Below are 22,704 nucleotides of genomic sequence, written 5' to 3' on the forward strand. Positions count from 1 at the left end.
CTCTAAGGGCGGTGCTGGGAACGGTCCTGTGGGCCCAGCCCGTCCTCGCGCACCCGCAGGGCCAGGTCGATCTTCGTGTACGTCGGGCGACCGGCCCGCTGGTACTTCTCCTTGACCCGGTCCAGGTAGTACTTGGCGGTGTTCGGACTGACGCCCGCCCGCCGCGCGGTGGCCTTGAGGGTGAGCCCGGAGGCGTAGTCGAGCAGGACCTGGAGCTCGCGCGGCGCCAGCTGCGGCCGGGCCGGGCCGGTGTCGTGCGCCCAGGCGAAGGCCAGCTCGACGGAGTGCGCCGTACCGCCCCCGGCCACCGTCTCCACGGCGCCCACCAGCGTCTCCAGGGAGTGGTCCTTGGTGAGGTAGCCGTCCGCCCCGGCCGCCACCGTCCCGACGATCCGGGCCCGGTCCGCGACCGTACTGATCACCAGCACCCGGCTGCCCGCCGCACACAGCCGTCGGACGTTCTCCTCGGGGACGGAGCCGTCGCGCAGCACCAGGTCGAGCAGCACCACGTCGGCGGGCCGGCCGCCCACCGTGAGCAGCTCGTCCACCGTCTCCACCGCGGCCAGCAGCCGTAACCGCTCCACCCCGGCCAGCCAGGAGCGCAGGCCCTCGCGCAGCATCCGGTCGTCGTCCACCACGGCCACGGTGATCACGTGGGCCACCGCAGCTGCATGCTGGTGCCCTCGCCGGGAGGGCTGTCGACCTCGGACTGTCCGGTCGCGGCGTGACACCGTACGTTGTTCAGGGCCTCGGACACGGCGACCACACGGCCGGCGGCGATGGTGGTCAGCGTGGTCAGCACGGTGTCGTGCAGGGTCCGGTGGTGCGCGATCCGCTCCGCCTGCCGGGCCCGCGCGGCCTCGGCGGTCAGCGCCCGCTCCTTGGCCTCGTCCAGCTGGGTGCCCTGGCGGGGCAGGTACCACCAGAAGACCCTGGCCATCACGGCCGAAGAGACCACCGAGTTGAGGTGCCAGACGGGCGCGGACCCCGGAGCCGCCTCCGGCCCGATCACCCACAGGTACGCGGCCAGCGTGGTGCCGAGCAGGAGCAGTGCGGCCCCCACGGCCGGTCGCGGCGCCAGAGCGACGCCCGCCGCCGCGCTCACCGACCCGCCCAGCAGGAACAGCCGTCCGTACACGGCCACTTCGGTGCCCCCGGGCACCCAGCCGCCGCCCGACCGCGCACCGGTCCCCAGGCACACAAGGAGCGGCACCGAGCACCCGGTCACCAGCACGTCGGCCCACACCCAGCGCCGGTCGAAGCAGCCCCGTGCGTACGCGTTCCCGTACAGCCACGCACTGGACGCGAGGATTCCGCCGAACACGGCCCAGGGAGGATCTCGCCCGGCGGCGCCTTCCGCAGCACGGCCGCGAAGCGGGCCGTCAGGTGGCCGGCCCGATACAGGCCGGTCGCCAGCATCATGAACCGCTGGGCACGCTGCAGACCCGAGCCCACCCTCACCACAGCCTCCGCAGTGAACACACCCCCCTGAAAGGGTGGGTACCGGAGGCTCAGTGGATCTCGGTAGCTTCTCCGGCGTCAAGCTCGTCCCCGGTCAGTTGTTTTCAGTCAGGAGAGAACGTGGCGCAAAAATTCCGCCGGTTCGGCAGCGGGGTCATAGCCGCTCTCACAGCGTTGTTCGTCATGCTGTTGCCCGCGTCCGCGCAGGCCGCCGAGAACCCGACGATCCGCTACAGCACCACCCCGTACTACGCGCCCATCTACGAGGTGCGGGCCGGGTACAGCTGGAAGTGCCTCGACATCCGGGGCGAGTCCACCAGCGTCGGTGCCATCATCCAGACGTTCGACTGCAAGGGCGCGCTGCACCAGCGCTTCACCTTCCACAGCGTGGGCAACGGCAACTTCGTGATCGGCACCTGGGGCGGCGCGCGCTGCCTCGGCCTCAAGAGCGGCGGCGCCTACAGCGGTACTTACCTCATCCAGACGGACGGCTGGAACTGCGCCACCTTCACGTGGGTCTTCCAGGGCGGTGAGAAGGGCGACCACTGGGAGTTCCAGGAGCTGGGCTCCGGGCAGTGCCTGCACGACACCGGCCGCCGCTCGCCCGTGACCCTCGGCGCCTGCAACGTCTCCGGTGTGCCCTGGCCCACCATCTGGGTGCCGCGCTTCGACAGGTACTGGAACTACGACCAGATCGCCTAGCAGCTCAGCGCAAAGCCGCTGAACCGCGGTGCGGAGGCCGTCGAAGGCAAGTCCTACGACGGCCTCCGCCAGCCGTTGGGCGTCCCCGCGGGACTCCGGGTGCGGGTGGTACCACTCCACCAGCGGCCGAAGTCGGAGGCGTAACTGAAGTCCCCCACCGCCTGCTGCTGGACGCTCAGGACACGGGGGTGACGCAGGAGACAGCTGAGGCGTTGTTGACGCGAGCAGATACGAGAGGTCCGAAAATCGTCCTGGCAGCCTTCTCCTGCGCGGCGCACACGTGGGCCTCAAACCAACTCAGCGCAGCAGTTGATTGTGACCCCGACTGGATGACCAAGGCAGGCGAAAGCCGACCCGGCAGCCGCGGCGAAGGCCGGCACGGCGGTGAAGACTGCGGAATGCACTCTGTGTGGGAGGCACGCCGATCCGCTGAGCGGGCCTGCCGCGGGGTTGAGTGTCTGGAGCCGCGTGGTAGTTGGCGAGTTCCAGCAGGAGGCTGAAGAACTGGGCCTGGTCCCGAGCGAAGGCCTTGCCCAGGAGCTCGATGCCCTCCTCGCCGTCGCCGAGTTGCGGGCTGGCTGCTGGTGCCCGCCGCGCGCAGTGTCCCTCGGGGCGCTGGCTGCGTTGTCGTCCACGCGGAGCTGGTGGAGCCGGCGGGGCCCGGTGTCGAGGAGCACGCGGACCCGGCGGCGGAGACAGTGTGTCTGCTCGCGGATGTCGTGAGTGCAGCCGGCTGGATTGCGGTGGCCACCGAGGACGCCCTCACGCGATCGCGATCGCGACCTTGGCCGAAACTCTGGGCGGGATCGGGCCGGAGGTTGGGTAGGTGTTCGTCACCGGCGCGGCAGCGCCGCGCCGACGGGAATGCCGTGGGCTTCTGGCTCCAGCAGCTGTGGTGACCCGCTCCTCGCCGACTTCGACTGGTCGAAGTGCCCGAGCGTCAGCATCTGGTGCGACCGGTTCGACGTCTTCTGTGACGCTGCCGCGCCCGCTCGCACCTGACACCGGTGCGACAGACGCTCGCTCGCGTACGACGCCCAGGAGCAGACCGCGTGCACTCGCGGATCGTCACGTGGCATTCCCGTGCCAGGTGCGGCGGTTCACGACGTTGTCGACACGGCTTGTTCCCGCTCTGCCTTGACGCCGCCTAGGACGCTTGTCCTAAGCTTGCGTCAAGCGCTAGGACGCTCGTCCCAGCGATGGGTGAGGGCTGTGGGGGACAAGTGGTGGCTGAGCGCGCGGGTACGCGGGCGCAGATCGTCGATGCTGCGAACCGGCTTTTCTACGTGAAGGGTTTCGAGCACACGTCGTTCGCGGCGATCGCCGAGACGGTGGGGATCTCGCGGGGAAACTTCTACCACCACTTCAAAAGCAAGGACGAGATCCTAGGGGCGGTCATCGAGGCCCGGCTCCAGAGCACGCGCGCGATGCTCGCGGAGTGGGATCGGGACGAACCAGATCCCGCTGAGCGGGTGCGGCGGTTCGTGGAGATCGTCATCACCAACGGTGCCGACATCCAGAACTTCGGCTGCCCGGTCGGGACCCTCACGAACGAACTCGCCAAACTCGGTCATCCCGCACGCCCTCAGGCCGTCGCCGTCTTCGACTTGTTCCGGACGTGGCTCCGGGCACAGTTCGGGGAGCTCGGCTTCGCCGCCGAGGCCGACGATCTCGCGATGCACGTCCTGGCCTTCAGCCAAGGCGTGGCGACCCTGTCCAACGCCTTCCATGACGGACGGTTCGTGCAGCGGGAGGTCGATCGCCTCCATGCCTGGCTCGAGGAGCGCCTCGCGCACGGCCCGACACCGCGCTCCACGCACTGAACCCGACCTCTTCCACCACCCAGCAGTCGAAGGAGATCTTCGTGTTCGTCGTCCTGCTCCGCTTCGCGGCCAACAAGAGCCAGGCCCCGGATCACATGGCAGAACATCAGGAGTGGATCCGGCAAGGCGTGGAGGACGGAGTCTTCCTGTTGGTCGGAAGCCTCCAGCCCGGCCAGGGCGGTGCCGTGCTGGCCCATCGCACGACACTCGACGAGCTGCGGGATCGGGTCGCGGCCGATCCGTTCGTCGCCCACGAAGTGGTCTCGGCCGAGATCATCGAGATCGCGCCGAACACCACCGATCCCCGGCTCGCGTTCCTGACGGCCTGACCCATGGCCGTGTTCATCGCCCCCGACGGCGACCCGCGATGCGGGTGGGCCGGCGGCGCCCCCGAGTTCCTGAACTATCACGACACTGAGTGGGGCTACCCGGTCGTCGACGACCGGCGGCTGTTCGAGAAGATCAGCCTGGAGGGGTTCCAGTCGGGGCTCAGCTGGCGCACCATCCTGGCCAAGCGGGAGAACTTCCGAAGGGCGTTCGCCGACTTCGACTTTCACCTGGTCGCGGAGTTCACCAAGGCCGATGTGGACCGGCTCCTCCAGGATCCGGGGATCGTCCGCCACCGGGGCAAGATCGAGGCCGTCGTCAACAACGCCCGCCGAGCGGTCGATCTGGCTGCCGAGGAGGGCTCACTGGCCGCCTTTTTCTGGCGCAGCGAACCCGACCCGGACGAGGTCGACCCGCCGCAGACGGTCTCCACCTCACCGACGTCGGTCGCCCTGTCCAAGGAGTTGAAGAAGCGGGGCTGGAAGTTCGTCGGGCCCACCACCGTCTTCGCGTTCATGCAGGCCATGGGGCTCGTCAACGACCACGTGGCCGAGTGCGTCATCCGTCCGCGGGGGGAGGCGGAGCGGTCGGCGTTCACAAGGCCCCGCTGAACGTCGTTTCCCTTGGCTCGCGGCGAGGCGACTGTGCGTCGGCGTGACCGGATTGCCGTCTCACGGCCAAGGTCGCTTCGCCCGGCCAGGATATCGGCCGGTTCGGCGTGGGCGGTGTAGTCCGTAGTCTGTAGGTCCGTAGTCCGTGTTCACGAAGGCCCAGCGGATCGTGCCGTCGCGGCCGATGACGTAGGTCGCCGGCGCGGGCAGGGTGCGCGGGTGGTTCGCCGGCTGAGGTGCTCACCGGCCAAATCCCGTGCCCTTCATATTCATCCTGGGGCAACGCGCTCTCGTCACGCGTCCGCTCACCAGCTCTCACGCCTCATCGCCCTGCGTGTCGTGGCGGTTTGAGCGGTCAGTGGGCCGGGACCTTATGGAATGGTGACGTCAGCCGGCGGCGTCTTGGAGGCGCTCAGGGTCGAGGACCGTGATGCGTCCGCGGGCGAGGCGGAGCAGTCCGTGGTCGGCGTACTCGCGCAGCACTTTGGTGCAGGTCTCGCGGGATGTGCCGGCGAGGGCGGCGAGTTGTTCGTGGGTGAGGGCGATCTGCGGGTGGCGTCCGACCGGCCGCAGCGGGCCTGCCGGGGGCTGGGCGCTGGTCAGGGTGGTCAGCGTCGTGGCGACACGTTGGGCGACGGTTTTGAACACGCTGTCGGACAGGCGCTGTTCGAGGTCGGCCAGGCGGCGGCCGAGGATCGCTGTGATCCTGGCTGCGATGCGGGCGTCGGCAAGCAAGAGCCGGTTGACGTCCGCGCGGTTCATCACGCACACGACGGTGTCGTCGAGGGCTTCGGCGTAGTTGTCGTACATGTGCTGTCCGAGCAGAACCATCTCGCCGAAGATGGTGCCGGGGCTGATGATCGCGGTGGTCAGCGCGCGGCCGTCGGCGGAGACCCGGAAGACGCGGACCCGGCCCTTCTTGAGGATGAACAGCACCTCGGAGGGCTGGGTGGGCGAGTAGAGGATCTCACCGGCGTGGTAGGTCTTCATCGGCGCCGCGGCGGCGATGGCTTCCATCTCCTGCTCGGACAGGTCGCAGAAGATGTCGACCTCGGCCAGGCACCAGGTCCGCTCCGCGTCCTCGTCGCCTGCTGCGGCGTCGGTCATGGTGTACGTCTCCTCGCGTCGTCCAGGGGCCCACGGTGGTGGTGCGGCGCCCCACACCGGGCTGGCCAGCGCCTCAGCGCTGCTGGCCAGACAGTAGGGCACCGCGCCGTCGACCGGACCTGTACGGCGCGGCGCCGCGCCTGGAGGAGCTGCGGCCGGGCTGGGGGACGACGCGGGCGCCTCGCTGTTCATCGGGCCGGGCCGCTGCGCTTGCCCATCGCCCTGGCGATGAACGCGAACGTGGCGCCGGCGAGCAGGCCGAAGACAAGGTGGGCGCCGAGGCTGGAGGAGGTGACGTCGTTCCACTCGAAGACCGGCATCCCCATGTTGGCGGGCATGATCCACAGTGCTCCGATGGTCCACCACACCGCGCCGTAGGCCAGGCCGAGGCCGACGGCCGGTGCGAGACGCTGCGCGAGGGGGCCGAGCACGATACCGAAGGTGGTGCCGGCGAACAGTGCGATGGAGAGGTGGATCAGCCACCCCGCGAAGGCGTTGGTCGAGCCCAGCAGCCCGGCCACCATCGTGATCATCGCGGTGTCCATGACGGGCCTGGAGGCGGACATCCAGATGCCCATGCCGACACCGCCGACGAGGCCGGCCGCGGCGCCCCAGACGGCGTGCACGGGGATCGAAGCGATCTTGGGGGAGACGTGTGCTGCCGTGGTCATGGTGATCGTCCCATCCGTGGGGTCGTTCTTCCGCTTTCGCCGACGACGCTAGATCGGGTGGTGTGGGCAGGTATGTGAGCGCCCTTACCTACGCGCCGGTAATCCCCCTCGGCGTCCGGTTGCCGGTGCGCGCCGGTGATGGATCCATGGAACTGTCTTCAGGGAACGGGGCTGCGCATGGCTATCGACGTGACCGCGGAGCGGGTGATCCCGCTGCCGTGCGACCAGGTGGCCGGGTACGCGACGGACTGGCGCCACGACGCCGAGTGGACCCAGGGCATTCGTACGGCGGAGCTGACGCGGCAGGCAGATGCGGGCGGCTTCGGGTCGGGGCGGAGCTGGCGCGGACGGTCTATCTCCTGGGCAAGCGGATCGACTGCGTGTTGAGTGGCGCCGGGTACGAGCGCCGAGGCTGCTGGACATGGTCTCGATCGCCGGCCCGATGCCGATGCCGATGGACGTGACCTACACCTACACCTACGACGACGCGACGCCACGAACGCGCTGCTGAGCGAAGTGCGCGAAGGGCGCCTCGCCCCGGCAGCCTTCGTACGCTTCCCCGGTCACGCCGCCAGCCGATCGGTGCACCAGGCCGTGCGCCGCCCGCGGGCCCCGGCCGAGCTCACTGCCCTGCACGGAGCCCTGGAGCCCTGTACGCGCTGGCCGGCGGAGCCGGCCGAGCCTCCGGGGTGCTGGCGATCGGTCTCGAACTCGCCGACGGACGCCTGGCTCGCCGCCAGGGCACGGTCTCCCCGTTCGGCGACGACGCCGCGTTCACCCTGCACGCCGCGAGCCCAGCCGCACCGTACGAACGGCGGCCATCGCCGCCTGGGCGCTCCCCGTCGTCCCCCTCACCGGCGTCGCCGGGCGGCGCGGCTCGATGCCCGAACGGCCACGCCCCGTCCTGCTGCGGCCGGCCGCAGCCCTCCAGGCAGTCGTCGCCTTCCGGTACCTCACCCGCCGCTGACTGACGTTCACCGTCAATTCCCGCCCTCTGCGGGAAGTTCACGCTCCGGAGCGCCCTCCACGCGCACGCCCTGCCAGAACGCCACGTGGTCCTTGATCTTCCGGGCCAGCGGGCTCGGCTTGGGGTAGTACCAGGCGGCGTTCGGATTCGTCCGCCCGTCGACCTCAAGGCTGTAGTAGTGGGCCACCCCCTTCCAGAAACACAGCGACCTGGTCTTGCTCGCCCTGACGTACTGCCGGTCGAGCGACTCGGGAGGGAAGTAGTGGTTCCCCTCCACGATCACCGTGCGTGGGGCCTCCGCGATCACCTTGCCGTTCCACACCGCACGCAGCATGGCCACGCTCCTCACCGTGAACGGGGCGGGATGCCCCAGGAGCCTTCACGCTAGGCAGACCCGACTCGCCTCCTCAGTGACCACGCTCACCTTCGACCCGGCTCGTCGCCCCCGTGAGGATCCGGCACACCTCGGCATCGGTGCAGTCGGCCGGATCGGTCGCGGCGGCCCGCTCCGCCAGGCCACGCAGCACCGCCCTCGTGGCGCGAAGCTCGGCCAGACGCCGCTCGATGTCCTGAAGATGCCGGTCGACGAGTGCCGTGACGTGGGCGCAGGGAGAGGCGCCGGCATCGCGCAGAGCGAGCACGGAGCGGATCTCGGCCAGACTCAGACCCGCGCCCTGGGCATCACGGATGAACGCCAGCCGCTTCACCGTCTGCTCCGGATAGTCGCGATAACCGCCCGCGGTACGGGGCGGGGCGGGCAGCAGCCCGGCCTGCTCGTAGAACCGGAGCGTCTTCGCCGTCACCCCGCAGACCGCGGCGAGCTCCCCGATGCGCATACCTCCAGGCTAGCTCTTGACCTTCCACCGCACTGGAAGGTCTACCGTCCACACACAGCAAGAAGAACCACGTCAGGAAAGAGAGCGCCGTGAACCACTCCGACACACCACGCGTCACGGTGCTGACCGTGCCCGACTGCCCGAGCGCCCCGCTCATCCGCGAGCGGATCACCGAAGCTCTCCAAGGCCGGACCGTGCCGGTGGAATGGATCGAGGTGCAGGACGCGGACGAGGCCGTCCGGCACCGCATGACAGGCTCGCCCACCCTCCTGGTGGACGGCGTCGACCCGTTCGCCCACAGCGGCGCCGCACCGAGCCTGTCCTGTCGGCTCTACCGCCACGCCGACGGCACGACCGACGGCGCCCCGGCCGTCGCCGACCTGCGCATCGCCCTGACGGGGAGCGGCCCCTCCAGGACCTCTCCGCGGTAGGGCATCGGCCCGTCCGGTCTTGCCGCCGCCGCCCAGCCCGCCGAGCGGGGCCTTGAGCCGCTCGTCCTGGAGACGGGTCCGACTGCCGGCAGCGCGGTCCGCGAGTGCGGCTACGTACGGTCGTTCTCCACCTGGTCCGAGGTCGTGGACCCGGCCGCCGAGAAGCTCCTCGCACCGACTGGCTGGGTGAAGCCGGACGGCTTGATGTACCCGTCCGGTGCAGAAGGGGCCGAGCACTACCTGCAGCCGCTGGCCGACGTACTCGGCGACAGGTCCGCTACGGCGCCACCGTGACCGGAGTCTCCCGGGTCGGCCGTCCTCCTTGTCGGCCTGCACCATCGGATACTGGCCGCCCGGGGGCGGCTGCACCGGAAGCCGGTCCAGCAACGTGGCGTGGACAGGATCACGCCGCAGGGGTGCATCGCGATCCCCCGCGGGAAGGCCGCGGACCAGCGGGAACTGGCAGAGCGCCAGGTCAGTCGTCCGGGCGTAGCTCCGTATGGCCGTGCCCGGACACGGGGACCGAGTCAGCGGCTCGAGCACGCCATCCGCGCTGGTTCAGAGCTCGGGTCAGGTCGCGGTTCGCCTCCCGAGCCGCGTCGAGTTCGGCCTGCTGTTCTTCCAGGGCGCGTGTGCGGTCGGTGTTGGTCTGTTCGACGCGGGTGAACGTGGCGCGGCGGTGCTGCCGGGGGTCTGGGCGTGGTGGTCGGTGCGCCGCGAACGGCGCCCCTCCTCGGAATTCCCACCGGAGGTCGACGTCCGGGTGGACGCGCTCGCGCGGACGTCCTCATGGTGAGGCAGGGGTCCGGGGCCGAGCTGTCACGACAGCTCGGCCCCGGACCCCCGTACCGGCTACGGCACCTGGTCCGGTGCGGACTTGGCGGGGGTGCGCCCGTCCTCCTGGACGGCCTTCCCGCCACCGGCACTCCCGTCGGGCTCCGGCCCCGGCTTCGCCCTCGCCCTCGCCTTCGTCCACATGTCCCGCAGGCTTTCGAGCATCGACGCGAGGAAGATGACCGCACCGCCGAAGATCTGCGACAGACTCAGCGACTCGCGGTTGACGAGCCCGAACAGGCTGGCGAACACGAGGTCGAGGTTGAAGATCACCGAGGTGCGCGCGCTGCCGACGCGCCGCTGGAAACGGGTCTGGAGGTAGATCGCCACGGCGGTCGACATGACCCCCATGAAGACGATCGCGATCCACACCTTGGTGTCGGTCAGTGGTGCGAGGTCCCGCCGGAACGGGAAGTAGAGCAGGGCGACGGTTCCGAACAGCACCTGGAAGAAGCCCAGCGCCATCCGGTCGACCTGCCCGGACTCGGGCTCGGACGTCAGCTTTCCGATGATCGAGATGGTCATCGCGATGGCGAAGGCGGCGAGCCCGCCCCACAGGTAACCGACGGATATGTCGTCGAGGTCGGGGCCGAGCACGATGAAGGCGCCCACGACGCCGACCACCACGGACGCGAGGTCCACCTTCGACGGCCACCCCTGGCCGAGCGCGGCCGAGACGAACGGGATGAAGACGATGCACATCGTCACGCAGAACGCCGTACTGGCCGAGGAGAGGTAGTGCAGCGCATAGCTCTGGCTGACGATGTTGAGCGCGCTGAACAGGCCGAGCACGAGCCCGCCGAGGAGAGCCTTGCGGCCGGCTCGCAGCGCGACCGGGAGAGCGAAGGGAAGCAGGGCCACCGTCGCCACCAGTGAGCGTGCGAACGCGTACAGACCGGGGTCGACCACGGCCACGGCGTTGTGCGTCAGCGGAAAGCCGATGCCCCAGATCAGCGGGATCGCGAAGATCGCCAGCAGAGCGACGCGGTCGCGACTCCTCTCGCCCTTCGGGTCGAGAGGAGCGGCACGGTCATCGATAGTCGACGTATCCATAGAACTTCCCGGGCTCGTAGTTCCACGTCACAGTCCGCTGTGACGCGCCGAGCAGCATTTCCGCACGGCGCAGGTCGCGCGAGACCAGCAGGCGCTGCAGCCAGCGGTCGGTCCCGTCGTAGCGTGCCTTGAACGCGGTTCTGCCGTGGACGGTCTTGAGATTGTCGAGCAGCAGGGTCTCGCCCGGCCCGAGGTCGACCGCGTACATGTTCTCGTGCAGGATCAAGCGCAGTCGGTCCAGTGCGGCCTGGGCACGGGGGTTCGTGCCGGCGATGTACTCGTCGTCGTACGCGATCATGGGTGAGGCGGGGTCGCCGAACAGCACACGGATCGCGGGACCGTTGCCGCGCTCGGCGTCACTGTTGCCGAAGTTGTAGTCGACGCTCGTACGGAACTGGAACTCGCCGAGTGTGGCGATGTCCTCCGCGCTCAGGAGGGGCAGGATCTCGTCCGCCCCGATCACGAGCGTCTTGGCGACCCCGGCCGGGTCGCGCCGCAGCCCGCTCAGCATCAGGTAGTCGGGCTGGACCGGGTGGTAGATGTTCTCGTTGTGCAGGTCGAGGATGACGGCCGAGCTGTCCGAGGAGATGTTGGACTCGTTGCGCTTGGCCGGGCGCACGTTGTGGATGATCGCGCCGTTCCGCTCCTGGCTGTAGCTGAAGGGTTCACCCAACAGCTTGCCGAGCATGATCAGCGTGAACTCGCTGTAGTAGGTGCCCTTCCCGTTCTCGATGTCCTCCGTGGACTCCGTGGTGGGCATGAGGTCGGGGTCGACCGCGCCGTTGCGTATGAGCAGGCGTCCGCCGGGGCCGCCCTTCCGCTTGAACTCGAGCAGGGCGCGGACGTCGTCGTGCTCCAGCGAGGCGAGCGCCTCCTCGGCGTGCGCCGCCGCGCGCTCGAACTCCCGGTAGGGGTTGCTGCGTACCGCGTGGCGCCGGATCGCCTCCGACCAGGAGGAGATGTCGACGGTCGGCATGGGTATGTGGGTACGGGTCACAGCGCTGCCCTCGCAGTCTCGCCGCCATCGACGATGTAGTGCTGACCGGTCATGAAACGTGCTTCGTCGGAGGCCAGGTAGACGAGGAAGCCGGCGATCTCCGAGGGGTCGGCATGGCGGCCGAGCGGGATGTTGGCGTTGACCTCGTCGAGCATCTCGTCGGTGTACTCCGCTCGCTGCATGGGCGTGAGCACCGCCCCCGGGCAGAGCGCCGACACCCTGATCCGTGGCGCGAGTTCGACCGCCATCGTGCGCGAGAGCGCCAGGATGCCGGCCTTGGAGGCGTTGTAGTCCGCGTAGTGGGGAAACGCGGCGAGGCCGTTGATCGAGGACATGTTGACGATCACGCCCTCGTCCATGCGCCGGACGGCTTCGCTCGCGACGTAGAAGACCCCGTTGAGATTGGTGTCGATCACGGCGCGCCAATGGGCGGGTGTGATGCTGCGGAAGCTCTCGTGCCGCGTGCTGACACCGGCGTTGTTGATCACCACGTCCAACTGCGGGAACGTCTTTTCCAGTTCCTGGAACGCCGCGGCCACGGCGACGTCGTCCGAGACGTCCACGGTGATCGCCGCGGAGATCTGCGGGATCGCCGCCACGGTTTCGTCGATCGCGCGCTTGTCACGGTCGAAGATCGCGACGAGCGCACCCTCTTCGACGAACCGCCGGACCGTGGCTTGGCCGATTCCGCTCGCACCGCCGGTGACCAGCACTCTTTTCCCTCTGATGCCCTGCATGAAGAAACTCTCCTGGGTGTCGGAGCGGGTCACAGCTGCTCGAATACGTTGCGGTCCGGAATGTCGAAATCGACAAGCCACTTTCCGGAGTCGATGCGCTCCTTGATGTACGGAAAGTCGCGGTAGAGCTGACCGAGCAGGTGGTGTCCGACGACGATCCGCTCGTCGCTGTCCCCGAATTGCGGCAGGACGCTCAGTTCGGTCTCGAAGTCCAGATTCATGAAGAAGGGGAAGCTGTAGCGCTCCTCGCCGGTCGTGACGACCCGGTGCAGGAGCGACTTCACCTTCCCTCCGGTGATGAACTGGAGCATGTCGCCGCCCAGGACGAGCAGGGTGTTCTTGAAGACGGGCATGCTGCGCCAGGACTTCGAGGCGCGGTCGTACGCCAGCAGGCCGGGCGAGGTCTGGTGGATGAGCGTGAAGAGCTCGTAGTCGGTGTGCGCGCCCATGGACGTGTCGCCGCTGTTCACGAGCACGTCGTTGGGCATGTAGTGGATCAGGCGCAGCTGTGAGGCCGGGCGGGTGATCCAGGGGTCGAAGTAGTCCTCGCGCTCCCCGACACCCTGTGCGATGAGTTGCAGGATCCGGCGGGAGATGGCGAAGTTGGCCGCGTAGTACGCCTCCGCGGTCTCGGCCATGCCGTTGATGTGGGCGGGGTACCGGTTCGGCCCCACGAGCTCGAACCCGAGGCTGCGACTCGGCGGCAGCGGGTCGGCCTCGTAGCCGATGTCGAAGGCCTCGTAGGCCCGTATGGATTCGTCGCCGTACGCACCCTGTTCGGTGACGGGGACGTAGCCGCGGTGATTGTCGGAATCCCCGATGTAGAACTCCGTCTTCGACTCGGTCGTGGAGTCGAAGAAGCTCTTCGAGACGTCTTGCAACGACTTGAACAGCAGCGGAGAGATGACCTGGTCAAGGTCGGAGAGATAGAAGAAGCCGGTGTCAGCCAGCGTGTCGAGGACGTGTGCGGGTGTCACGTCGCCGGAAAGTATTTCGCTGTAGCTGATGACCGGAATGGAGTGAATCGCCATGTAGGGGCTCCCCCGAGCTCCATGATTCGGACAGATCTTGCCGACCGAGAGTGTGGAGGAGCTCGGAAAGGAACTCAATCTTCCACTTGCCGCTGTACACAGTGTGATGATTGAGCGCCGAACAAGGGGGCCCACTATGTTCGACTATCCACCACTGTCGGCATTCTGGAACTGGCCAGCCTGGCCGTAACTCATCCCCCTGAATGTGGCTGCGATCACATGGCGGCTGCCGTTTGATTACGGCCCAGTTACGCCACCGGGCGCACCCCATGGCTACTCGGACACCTCGAATCGGACATCGAGCCGCCGGCGGACCTCGCCGTCGAGCCACACGCGGGGTGGGTGCGAGCCCGCCGGCGGACGCGGCGTGGTCGTGGTGAAGACGGCCGGGTGCGGGCGAGGACACCCACGCCTCCCCTGCCGAAGGAAGCCTGAGGCTCGCAGGCCACCCGGCCCCTCACCGGCAGCACCTTTGTCCGGTCGGCTGCGGGGGGGGGGGGGGGGGGGGGGGGGGGGGCAGGGCGCGACTGTGAGTGACGACTGCCGGTGCCCGTCGGCAAGCCCGCTGCCACCCACGTCAGGCGGGCCCTTGAGCCCGTCGCTTGGGGGAAAGCGACGTGTCGCGGTCCGCGGGACATCGCAGATCAACTTGCCACGCCACCGGGTTGAGCCGGTGCCGGTGGACCTCCGTCGCGGTCATCTCGACAGGTGTCAGGAGCACAGCGGACACGCCTCGCAAGGGACCATCTAGGATGTCGGCCGCGCGTCACGTCACATGGGGTTGACGTCACGCACGGTCGCGCCGAATGTGCGGTCTTTGCGTCAGGGAGCCGTCCGTCTGGCTGTGTCCGGGTAGCTGTTTCTACGGGGGAGAACTTCGGTGTTCGGAATCATCAGGCCATGCCGTCATCGCCTGGGCGAGGGCTTGCGTACCGAGTGGATGGCGCATCTGTGTGGGCTGTGTCTGGCGTTGCGCAGCGAGTACGGGCAGTTCGCGAGGGTGGCCACGAACTACGACGGCCTGATCGTCTCGGTGCTGACCGAAGCACAGTCGGAGCGTACTGGCGACTGGCGGCGAGGCGCCGGTCCGTGCCCGCTGCGCGGGATGCGGTCGGCGGACGTGGCACAGGGCGAGGGCGCGCGGCTGGCGGCGACGGTGTCGCTGGTGCTGGCCGCGGCGAAGATGCGTGACCATGTGGCCGACGGCGACGGCCTGTTGGGGCGACGCCCGGTGGCGCGGGCGGCGCGCCGGATCGCCCACGGCTGGGACCGTGCGGGCGCCGCGGGTGGCGAACGGCTCGGCTTCGACACCGCGGTGCTGCTCGAGGCGGTCGAACGCCAGCCGGAGATCGAGCGGTTGACGGGCCCGGGTGGCTCGCTGCTGACGGTCACGGAGCCCACGGAGACGGCGACCGCCGCCGCCTTCGCGTACACCGCGGTGCTCGCCGACCGCGCGGGCAACGCCGAACCGCTGGTGGAGGCCGGCCGTCTGTTCGGCCGACTCGCGCATCTGCTGGACGCGGTGGAGGACCTGGACGCGGACGAGGCGTCCGGCGCGTGGAACCCGATCGCCGTGACCGGCGCGGACCGCGCCGAGGTGCGCCGGCTCTGCGACGACGCCGTCCAGGGGATCCGACTCGCCCTGTCCGATGCCGTGTTCGTCGACGGACGGCTGGTACAGGCGCTTCTGGGCGTCGAGTTGGAGCGTGCCGTCGACCGGGTCTTCGACCCGCGGCATCGTCACCACCAGCACCGCCGTCAGGCGCGGGGCCCGCGCATGCTGCCCTGGCTGGGACGCCGTACGGCGACGGAAACGCCCTCGGAGACCGGGACGGGCACGGCCTGCGGCGTCGGGGCGCTTGCGGGCGCGGCCCCGGAGGGCGCGTCGATGGCCTCGGGTCGGCCGCCGGAGGGGCAGTGCAGGCGGTGTGGCGAGTGGCGCCGGTTGCGCGGCGATTGCAGGTTGTGCTTCAACTGCTGTACCTGCGACGAGGGCGACGGCCCGGATGACGGTGAGCCCGTGCAGTTCGGCGACGGCAACCGCAACGGCGGCTCGAGCCGGGAAGGTTCCGACAGGGGCGGTTCCGGGGGCGACGGCTGGTTCGGGGGCCAGGGCGGCGGCAACTCGGGCGGCTCGTCGGGGGGTTCGGGTGGCCATGGGTCCGGTGGCTCTGGTGGTTCCGGCAGTGGCTCGGGTGACGGCTGCTGCGGTGGCGGTGGCTGCTGCAACCCGTGCAAGTGCTGCTGCGACTGCTGCGACTGAACGGCGGACGAGCCGGGCGAGCCCCCGCCCCCGGAGGGGAACGCCCCCCGGCGGCCGCGTCGCTGGTCCCGGGGCGGCGTCGGCGCGTCATCGGTAGGTCCCGGGCTGGGGAGGCAGCGGGTGTGGGGGAACGGGCGGTGCGGGCGGCCAAAGAGGTCGTCCGGCCGGTCGGGTGGTACGGGTTCTCCGCCTGCGGGTGGTGTGGTCTCCCTGCCCACCTCCTCGGACCCGGTCACGCCGAAGACGCTGAGGCACAGCAAGGTGACGAGCGTGACGACCGTACACAGCACCGCGACCGCCGACACGGCGAAGACGCCGCGCCGTCCCCGCTTCCGGGCCGTGCCGACCCCTTCGACCGGGAGTCGTTCCGTCCGGACCTGGCTGCCATGTGTTCTCCTCTTCGTTTCCTCACGTGAGGGTGGGTCCCGGGACGAGGCCCGGGACCCTTGTGGGTGGTGCGTGTGCCGGTCAGATGGCGGTGCCGCAGGTGACGGATACGTACCTGACGTAGCCGTAGTACTTGATGGCGTGCCATTGGTCGCTGGAGGTGGCACAGGCGGTGACGTGACCTCCCTTTACGGATCCGCACCCGCCTGTGGAGCACGGCCATGACTCTCCGGGCTTGATCTCCCCGACGATCGCCGAGTCACCTCGGGCGTACTCCCTGATCCGCGCCAGTTCCCAGCCGGCCTTGACCGTGACGTGGGTGCCCGCCCTGGCGGCGGGCTGCCGGGCCGGCCCTCCGGCGGCCGTCTCCGCCCCGGCCGGCGCGGGCGCGGCCAGTGCCAGCAGCACGGCCTGCGCCACGACGGCGCCGGCCAGGGCGATTCGGTGCAACGACTTCTTCATGTTCCCTCTCCCGATCCTGAATCCTGAATCCCATGGCTTGTCGTAGGCGCGCTCAGAGGTCCCGGACGTCCACGGAAACGCTGCCGACGCCCGTGCCGAACGCATCGCACAGACCGCTGGAGCTCCTGCGCTTTCCCGGTGGGACCGTGACCCACCCGCCGGTCGTGTCCCAGCTCAGGCCGCAGACGATGACGGCCCGGAACTCGATGGGGTGGTTGTTGTTGTTCTTACAGACCGCCGTCGCCTCGTACCCTGACGAGCCCACCGAGTACGTGCACGCTTCGCCGCCTCCGGGCGGGCGCATCACCGACGCTTCGGCCGGCGAGAGCTGCGTGACCGTGGCCAGGGACAGTACGGCCCACAGGGCGAGAGCCCTCCGTCGGGTTCGCATGGTCTTCTTCTCCTTGCGGTGGAGCGGATGGATGCGGTGCGGTGCGCGTGGTTCACAGGTCACGGATGTCCGCCACGATGCTGCCGACGCCGGTGCCGCCGTCGCACGTGCCACGGCCTCCGTCGCTCTCCCCTGGCGCGATGGCCAACCAAGCGCTGACCAGGTCGGGCGACCACCCGCAGACGATGGTGAATTTGACCTCGATGGTGTGGTCGCCGATGTTTTTGCAGATGCCCGTGCCGGTCATGCCGTCGCCACTCACCGAGTACGTGCATGACTCGCCGCTTCCGGGCGGGCGCATCACCGACGCTTCGGCCGGAGCGGCCTGCAGAGCGGTGCCGGTGAACAGCAGGGCCACCACGGCGAGGGCCCTCAGTTTGGAACGCATGGTTTCTCCTTGGAGTCGTCGACTGGACGAGGCCCGCTCATCACCCCATGGGGTGGCGAGCGGTGACGGTCCCGGCTGCGGGTCGGGTGGTGTTCCCAGGGGCCGACAGGCGGGCCACGGTCGGTTCGCGGTCGGTTCGCGGCTTTCGGATGCTGCCTGCGCCGGCCGTCCGGCGACCGCACCGGCGAGCCGGGGATTCAGAGTTTGTGGCGGTGCGTCAGCCTTCGCAAGCTTGTCCCGGTTGCTTCCGCGATGTCGGGATCCCTAAGGTTCTGACCTGCTGGGACATGCTTGTCCCGGGACGAGGGACAGCCGGCTGAAGCAGCAGCCACGGCCCCGACAGAAGGACGCCGACATGGCCGCAGGCGACGCGCCTGACGACGATGCCGCCCGCAGACTGGGCACCGCGCTGCGGGCAATGCAGCAGCGCTCCGGATGTACCCTGCGCGACCTGGAATCCCGGATGCCGATCAGCGATTCGTCACTGTCGCGGTACTTCCGAGGGAGCACCGTTCCGCCCTGGGGCACGGTCCTGGACCTGTGCCGCGCGCTGGGCGCAGATCCGGCGGCGTACCGGGCGCTGTGGGAGGCCGCGGAGCGGAACCAGTCCCAGCCTCAGCCTCAGCCTCAGTCCCAGCCTCAGCCGGCCGCCGCCACCGGTGACTCGGCCAACCGGCCGTCCGGCCTCCGGCCGTGGCACCGCATCGCCCGTCCGGGGTCGCGGGGCCGCTGGATCTCCGCCATGGCCGGGGGCGTGATCGGGGCGGTGCTGGGCTCCCTCGTCACCTGGTTCGTGCTGCCTTCACCCGATGCTCCGGTCGGCCCCGCACGGGGTGCCGAGGTGGTGAGCGACGGGACAGCCGCGGAGAGCGGACCGGGATCGTCCGACACGGCGAGGATCTTCGTCAACCGCGCGACCGGCGCCTGCCTGGACCACAGCCTCGACAAGAAGCTGCGCGCGTACGCGTGCAACGGGATGAGCTACCAGCGGTGGACCGTCCACAAGCTCCCGGACGGCACGCGCCGGGTGAGGAACCACGCCACCGGAGCATGCCTGGACCACGGCGAGAAGGGGCTGCGGTCCGTGGACTGCGACCCTTCCACCACGCAGAAGTGGTCGGTCACCGCCTGGCCCGACGACTCGGTGGAGCTCAGGAGCAGGGCCACCGGAGCGTGTCTGGACGACAGCGCCACCGCAGGGCTGCGAGCGCTGCCGTGCACCCGTACGAACCGTCAGAAGTGGGGCTGACGCGGTCAGGCCACTTCCACGCTGTCCAGCTCCGCGTAGAGATCCCCTTTGGACAGCCGGACGGTGTTCCAGCCCTCGTTCAGCGTTATGGAGACATCGACGGTGTCCCAGTGGCCCCAGCCGGTGTGCGGGTAGTGGACGACACCCGCGCCCCGGCCGTTGACCGAGAGGGCGTGCGAGGCCGCCGAGGGGGCTCCCGCCTGGTCCAGGGAGCCGTTGCCGAACCGTACGGACAGGGTGTGGCGGCCGGCGGAAGCGGCGAAGACCGTGAACTCCACGAAGCTGTCCGGGTGGTCGATGTGACCGACCGCACGGCCGTCCTGGGCGCGGACGGCGTCGCGGACGATCGCGTGGTTCACGCGTGCGTGCTCCGCCTGGTAGCGCACCTTGCTGCCGCGCACCACCGGGTAGCCGTTCGCGAAGCCGAGGTCGGCGCGGTACATCACCCGCCGGGGACCGTGGGGGCTCCAGCCGTGGAAGACGATGTGGTCCCGGCCGTCCGGTCCGGTGACCACGTCCTGACCCCCGGGTCCTACGACCGTGCGCGAGACGGTGTCGGTCGTCATCAGCGGCGCGGCGGCCTTGGTGTACGGGCCGGTCAGCTGGTCCGCGACCGCGTAACCGGTCTTGTACTGCTCCCCGTCGTACGCGCCGGCCGAATAGAACAGCACATAGTGGCCGCCGCGCTTGACGAGCGTGGGTGCCTCGACGAGACCGCCCTCCCAGTCGCGGTCCCGCGTGATCAGCCGTACCGGCTCTCCCGTGACGCGGGTGCCGTCCCAGGACGTCGGCTGCAGGTGGATCCAGGTCTGGCGCGAACAGCAGTTGCCGTCGTTCTTCCAGAGCATGTAGCGCCGGTCGTCCTCGGTGTAGCTGGAGGCGCCGATCGCCCCTCCCTCGTCGGCCGGGCAGACCAGCGGCCGGTCCCCGACCGGTTCGAACGGACCGTCGGCGGAGGGCGCCAGGGCGACGCCGATGCACTGCATTCCGCTCTCCCTGTCCCGGGCGGTGTAGTGCATGGTGAAGCCGTCGCCGTCGGCGCACCACATCAACCAACGACCTGACTGCCTGCGGGTTCCGCTACCGGGGGTTCTCGTCTCAGCGAGTGATCATCCTGGTGGCCTGGTGGCCTGGTGGCCTGGTGGCCTGGTGGCCTGGTGGTCTGGCGGTCGGCCTGCCCTAGCCGGCGTCGCGATCGGTGGAGCGCAGCCGTCGGCTGTATCTGGCGATGTCGACATTGCCGTCGGCGACGCCCTTGACGAAGGCCTGGTAGGCATCTGCCCGCTCTCGCGGCGACAACGAGGAGAAGCGCCTGGCCTCACGGGAGGCCTCGGCCTGCTTCTGCACGGTCGCATGAGCCAGCAGCCGTGCCTGATGCTCGTCGTCCCAGTCGCGGAGAGGAGACGGCGCTGCGCCGTGGTAGCCGTGGTCGGCGTACCGGTACACCGCGACGTACAGGCACATGAAGAAGACAGTCGTCAGGATCTGGCCGACGTCGTGCAGCAGCACCCCGGCGACCAGGACCGCACCGAACACGAAGCCCGCCTTCGGCAGACCTCCTCGGACGCTCGCGAGGTCGGCCGGGAGCCACTCGCGCGGGCGCAGGAGGGGAGGTTGATAGGCCGCAGCAAGCCGTACGGCTTTCGGCAGCCGGGCAACGTACGCCGACAGGGCGAGCCAGGGCAGGTGCCAGGAGATCGTTCCGGCCATGGCCGGCAAGGTCCAGCCCCACACGAGCCAGGCTGCCGGGACCATCGCCACACCCCAGGCCCCCATCCACAGCGTCACACGGACAGCGGCCCCACACCGGGCGGCGGGTGTGCGCCGAGCGGCCTCGTAGGCGGCCCACTGACGCTCATGTTCGGCGAAGGATGCCGCAAGCGCGCGGGCTTCCTCCGTACGTGCCGTCAGTTCGGCTCGCTGCTGCGCGTCGTCGACCGCCTTCTGCGCCAGCCGCTCCGCATCGACCGTGGCGTACGCGGCGAAGTCGGTGCGTACGAGCCGTCCGATGGGGGAGTCGGGATCGCCGCCCTGCTCGCACAAGCGGTCGTACCATCCGACACTCCCGGCGGCGGGCGGCGTCAGGCGCCCGAAGGCGGTGCGGATCGCTTCCTCGGCAGGGGGATCGGGCAGGAGAGCAGCCAGCAGCATGCCGCGCGCGTCGCCGTCGGCCCACCTACGAGCCTGGTCCGGAAGGTCGACCGATCCCGCCACCTGTCGCCAGGTCTCCCAGGCGTCGTCCCACGCCTCCTGCCTCCCGCGCAGGCCGCGCAGTTCGGTGAAGGCGGCCAGGGCATCCAGCAACCCGCCCGCGCAGAGGTCCCGGTAGATCGTCGCCGCCGGACCGTCGGTGTCCAGGCGGCCTTTCAAGCACGCCGTGGCCAGCGACTCCGCGGTCATACGAGTGCCCTTCCAGACCGCCTCCCCGTCCGGGTCGAGCCAGCCCAGCAGGCGCAGGACCTTCAGATCGGGCGTCACGTCCGGGTTCGTCAGCCAGCGGTCGATCAGGTTGCGCCGGCCTTCGACATCCTCGGTGAGGGGGTCGTCAAACTGCTGCAGCCACGCCAGCAGGTCGCGTCGGCCGACGGTGGGCTCGGACGGTGTGCCCATGCGGTCGAAGAACTGCTGCCGCGCGGTGGCCCAGTGCGCGCGGATGGTCGCCGCCAGACCCGACGGCGCCGAGTGCAGCGCACCGGCCAGGACGAGCGGCTTCCTCGTCCGCGTCGCCGACGACAGTTCGGTGACGGACGGCGCGGTCCCGGCATGGCGGGTGAAGACGTCGACGAAGGACGCGTCGTCGAGCAGCGTCCTGGCCTTGACCGCTTCCAGCCGCTGGTGCCGCCAGTTACGAGGGGCCTCCGCCACCACTCCCAGCAGCAGCCCCTCGGCGAAGAGCGCAGCCCCTGACATGCCCTCCCATGGTGAGTTGCCGCTCGCCAGCTCCGGCGAGACGTCCTTGACGTCCAGGACGTACCTGTTGCGGACGATGCCTGAGCCGGGGCGCAGCGCGCACTCGATGTGCTCGAGGTCCACGCCGCGTGTCCTGTCGTGCTGGGCACGGGGGAAGCCCATGGCCTGGCAGCCGCCGAGGGGGGAGTCGTCCGTCAGCCTCGCCCAGCGCACCGGGGACAACCGTGCGGCGGTCTCCGGCTGGACGAGGTCCTGGGTGGAGACGAGCAGGGCGGCATCGCACACCCCCTCTCCCCTCCACGCCACCCGGGCGCTGTGGCTGCCGGTACCGCCCACCACCGTCACCCGCGCTTCGGGCTCGTCCTTGACGACGTGGGCCGCCGTGAGGAGCAGTCGCGGGGTCAGCAGATAGCCGCTGCCCCTGCTGCCGGTGATCTGCACGGCGGCGACGCGGTCGTGGACAGGGTCCACCGGTCGGCCGGTGCGTAAGGTGCCGCTCACAACGTGTCGGCACCGGCGAGACCGGACACGTCACCCTCGTCGTCGGCGGCGATGAGCACCGGCTCTCCGTTGGACTGGACGGGCTCGAGAGTGAGCGACACGCGGTGCGTGCGCGTCCGGCTCACGCCGGCGTCGGTCTCCCCGGAGACGACGAACGCGCGTATGCCGCCCCGCGCACGGGCGTCCTTCCGCAGCTCGACGGTGAACTCCAGCGCGATCGGTCCCACCTTGAAGCTGACGTCGCTTCCGGCACCCTGAGCGGCGGCACTCATCAACTCGTCACGCAGCGCCTGCACCGCCTCGGCGAGCTCCATCTCTCCGGACCCCAACACATCCCCCTCGTACGGTCGTTCGTATCGAAATTGTGCCGACTCAGAGTAAAGCAAGGGTCATCGGTCCAGCCTCGGAGTCGGAGTCGGAGTCGGAGTCGGATCGAGGCGAAGGTGACGACGAGGGCCCTCACGGATGTCGACGGAACCGCCCCTTCCCTGTGCCTCGTCGGTAACAGACCTGCACGGCAAGCGTGTTGAGGTCGATTCCCGGTGAGACTCCACCTGCAAGGGAA

24 protein-coding genes and 1 pseudogene are annotated in these 22,704 nt (G+C 69.6%); 9 read left to right on the forward strand and 16 right to left on the reverse strand.

From position 1 onward, the window contains the following. Positions 1 to 2 precede the first annotated feature (2 nt). The gene (locus tag FDM97_RS15275) at positions 3 to 662 is read right to left on the reverse strand and encodes a response regulator transcription factor (protein WP_137990959.1); all 660 of its coding nucleotides are present in this window, start codon (positions 660 to 662) and stop codon (positions 3 to 5) included. Then, entirely contained in the window at positions 650 to 1,324 is a 675-nt protein-coding gene (locus tag FDM97_RS15280) for a hypothetical protein (protein ID WP_137990960.1), read from the reverse strand. Before FDM97_RS15280 ends, FDM97_RS15275 begins: the two co-directional genes overlap by 13 nt. 257 nt (positions 1,325 to 1,581) lie before the next feature. On the opposite strand from FDM97_RS15280, the gene FDM97_RS15285 reads away from it, so the two are divergent. From FDM97_RS15285 to FDM97_RS15305, 4 genes are all read left to right on the forward strand, one after another. Continuing rightward, on the forward strand, positions 1,582 to 2,163 hold the full coding sequence (locus tag FDM97_RS15285; RefSeq protein ID WP_137990961.1) for an RICIN domain-containing protein: 582 nt from the start codon (positions 1,582 to 1,584) through the stop codon (positions 2,161 to 2,163). 1,226 nt (positions 2,164 to 3,389) lie between these two features. Beyond that, positions 3,390 to 3,986 carry a TetR/AcrR family transcriptional regulator gene (locus tag FDM97_RS15295; protein WP_175439128.1) on the forward strand — a complete coding sequence of 199 codons (597 nt, stop codon included), beginning with the start codon at positions 3,390 to 3,392 and terminating at the stop codon, positions 3,984 to 3,986. Between the two features lie 41 nt (positions 3,987 to 4,027). Then, the gene (locus FDM97_RS15300; protein ID WP_137990963.1) at positions 4,028 to 4,315 is read left to right on the forward strand and encodes a YciI family protein; all 288 of its coding nucleotides are present in this window, start codon (positions 4,028 to 4,030) and stop codon (positions 4,313 to 4,315) included. A gap of 3 nt (positions 4,316 to 4,318) precedes the next feature. After that, positions 4,319 to 4,924, forward strand: coding sequence for a DNA-3-methyladenine glycosylase I (locus tag FDM97_RS15305; RefSeq protein ID WP_137990964.1), 606 nt, complete (start codon positions 4,319 to 4,321; stop codon positions 4,922 to 4,924). Between the two features lie 387 nt (positions 4,925 to 5,311). On the opposite strand, the gene FDM97_RS15310 is transcribed toward FDM97_RS15305, so the two are convergent. Next, a complete protein-coding gene (locus FDM97_RS15310; protein ID WP_254705602.1) occupies positions 5,312 to 6,031 on the reverse strand; it encodes a Crp/Fnr family transcriptional regulator in 720 nt (239 codons plus the stop codon). 188 nt (positions 6,032 to 6,219) lie between these two features. After that, positions 6,220 to 6,702, reverse strand: coding sequence for a hypothetical protein (locus tag FDM97_RS15315; protein WP_137990966.1), 483 nt, complete (start codon positions 6,700 to 6,702; stop codon positions 6,220 to 6,222). 177 nt (positions 6,703 to 6,879) lie between these two features. Between FDM97_RS15315 and FDM97_RS15320 the strand changes: the two genes are divergently transcribed. Then, a complete protein-coding gene (locus tag FDM97_RS15320) occupies positions 6,880 to 7,089 on the forward strand; it encodes an SRPBCC family protein (protein ID WP_349775386.1) in 210 nt (69 codons plus the stop codon). Between the two features lie 593 nt (positions 7,090 to 7,682). Here the strand turns inward: FDM97_RS15320 and FDM97_RS15330 are convergent. Then, positions 7,683 to 8,003, reverse strand: coding sequence for a DUF427 domain-containing protein (locus FDM97_RS15330; protein ID WP_137990967.1), 321 nt, complete (start codon positions 8,001 to 8,003; stop codon positions 7,683 to 7,685). Positions 8,004 to 8,076: 73 nt separating this feature from the next. Beyond that, entirely contained in the window at positions 8,077 to 8,505 is a 429-nt protein-coding gene (locus FDM97_RS15335; protein ID WP_137990968.1) for a heavy metal-responsive transcriptional regulator, read from the reverse strand. Positions 8,506 to 8,594: 89 nt separating this feature from the next. Between FDM97_RS15335 and FDM97_RS15340 the strand changes: the two genes are divergently transcribed. Next, complete coding sequence (locus FDM97_RS15340) at positions 8,595 to 8,936, forward strand: thioredoxin family protein (protein WP_137990969.1); 342 nt, start codon at positions 8,595 to 8,597, stop codon at positions 8,934 to 8,936. A gap of 3 nt (positions 8,937 to 8,939) precedes the next feature. Further along, positions 8,940 to 9,253: pseudogene (locus FDM97_RS36395) on the forward strand (NAD(P)-binding protein); the annotation flags it as partial. 535 nt (positions 9,254 to 9,788) lie between these two features. On the opposite strand, the gene FDM97_RS15350 reads toward FDM97_RS36395, so the two are convergent. The 4 genes from FDM97_RS15350 to FDM97_RS15365 are packed head-to-tail and all read right to left on the reverse strand — an operon-like array spanning position 9,789 to position 13,588. Next, entirely contained in the window at positions 9,789 to 10,823 is a 1,035-nt protein-coding gene (locus FDM97_RS15350; protein WP_137990970.1) for a DMT family transporter, read from the reverse strand. Then, positions 10,801 to 11,799, reverse strand: coding sequence for a TauD/TfdA family dioxygenase (locus tag FDM97_RS15355; RefSeq protein WP_137990971.1), 999 nt, complete (start codon positions 11,797 to 11,799; stop codon positions 10,801 to 10,803). The genes FDM97_RS15350 and FDM97_RS15355 overlap by 23 nt, the downstream gene beginning before the upstream one ends. A 17-nt stretch (positions 11,800 to 11,816) precedes the next feature. Then, a complete protein-coding gene (locus FDM97_RS15360) occupies positions 11,817 to 12,590 on the reverse strand; it encodes an SDR family NAD(P)-dependent oxidoreductase (protein ID WP_254705603.1) in 774 nt (257 codons plus the stop codon). Next, on the reverse strand, positions 12,587 to 13,588 hold the full coding sequence (locus tag FDM97_RS15365; RefSeq protein ID WP_137990972.1) for a 2OG-Fe(II) oxygenase family protein: 1,002 nt from the start codon (positions 13,586 to 13,588) through the stop codon (positions 12,587 to 12,589). The genes FDM97_RS15360 and FDM97_RS15365 overlap by 4 nt, the downstream gene beginning before the upstream one ends. 940 nt (positions 13,589 to 14,528) lie before the next feature. Here FDM97_RS15365 and FDM97_RS15370 point away from each other — a divergent pair. After that, complete coding sequence (locus FDM97_RS15370; RefSeq protein WP_432816218.1) at positions 14,529 to 15,851, forward strand: DUF5685 family protein; 1,323 nt, start codon at positions 14,529 to 14,531, stop codon at positions 15,849 to 15,851. 468 nt (positions 15,852 to 16,319) lie between these two features. Here the strand turns inward: FDM97_RS15370 and FDM97_RS15375 are convergent, their stop codons facing one another. The 3 genes from FDM97_RS15375 to FDM97_RS15385 are packed head-to-tail and all read right to left on the reverse strand — an operon-like array spanning position 16,320 to position 17,479. Then, entirely contained in the window at positions 16,320 to 16,700 is a 381-nt protein-coding gene (locus tag FDM97_RS15375; protein ID WP_137990974.1) for a hypothetical protein, read from the reverse strand. 52 nt (positions 16,701 to 16,752) lie between these two features. Next, positions 16,753 to 17,091 (reverse strand): hypothetical protein, encoded by a 339-nt coding sequence (locus FDM97_RS15380; protein ID WP_137990975.1) that lies wholly within the window; start codon positions 17,089 to 17,091, stop codon positions 16,753 to 16,755. A 52-nt stretch (positions 17,092 to 17,143) separates the two neighbouring features. Continuing rightward, positions 17,144 to 17,479: a hypothetical protein gene (locus FDM97_RS15385; RefSeq protein WP_137990976.1), complete on the reverse strand. Its 336-nt coding sequence runs from the start codon at positions 17,477 to 17,479 to the stop codon at positions 17,144 to 17,146. A 355-nt stretch (positions 17,480 to 17,834) separates the two neighbouring features. Between FDM97_RS15385 and FDM97_RS15390 the strand changes: the two genes are divergently transcribed. Next, on the forward strand, positions 17,835 to 18,728 hold the full coding sequence (locus FDM97_RS15390; RefSeq protein ID WP_137990977.1) for a helix-turn-helix domain-containing protein: 894 nt from the start codon (positions 17,835 to 17,837) through the stop codon (positions 18,726 to 18,728). A gap of 5 nt (positions 18,729 to 18,733) precedes the next feature. Here FDM97_RS15390 and FDM97_RS15395 read toward each other — a convergent pair whose 3' ends face one another. The 3 genes from FDM97_RS15395 to FDM97_RS15405 all read right to left on the reverse strand — a co-directional run bounded on the left by FDM97_RS15395 (position 18,734) and on the right by FDM97_RS15405 (position 22,468). Next, positions 18,734 to 19,777 carry a family 43 glycosylhydrolase gene (locus tag FDM97_RS15395; protein WP_137990978.1) on the reverse strand — a complete coding sequence of 348 codons (1,044 nt, stop codon included), beginning with the start codon at positions 19,775 to 19,777 and terminating at the stop codon, positions 18,734 to 18,736. Between the two features lie 130 nt (positions 19,778 to 19,907). Next, the gene (locus FDM97_RS15400; protein WP_175439129.1) at positions 19,908 to 22,109 is read right to left on the reverse strand and encodes a S1 family peptidase; all 2,202 of its coding nucleotides are present in this window, start codon (positions 22,107 to 22,109) and stop codon (positions 19,908 to 19,910) included. 26 nt (positions 22,110 to 22,135) lie between these two features. Then, complete coding sequence (locus tag FDM97_RS15405; protein ID WP_254705604.1) at positions 22,136 to 22,468, reverse strand: trypco2 family protein; 333 nt, start codon at positions 22,466 to 22,468, stop codon at positions 22,136 to 22,138. Between the last annotated feature and the right edge of the window lie 236 nt (positions 22,469 to 22,704).

The sequence above is a fragment of the Streptomyces vilmorinianum genome, assembly GCF_005517195.1.
GTDB classification, from domain to species: domain Bacteria; phylum Actinomycetota; class Actinomycetes; order Streptomycetales; family Streptomycetaceae; genus Streptomyces; species Streptomyces vilmorinianum.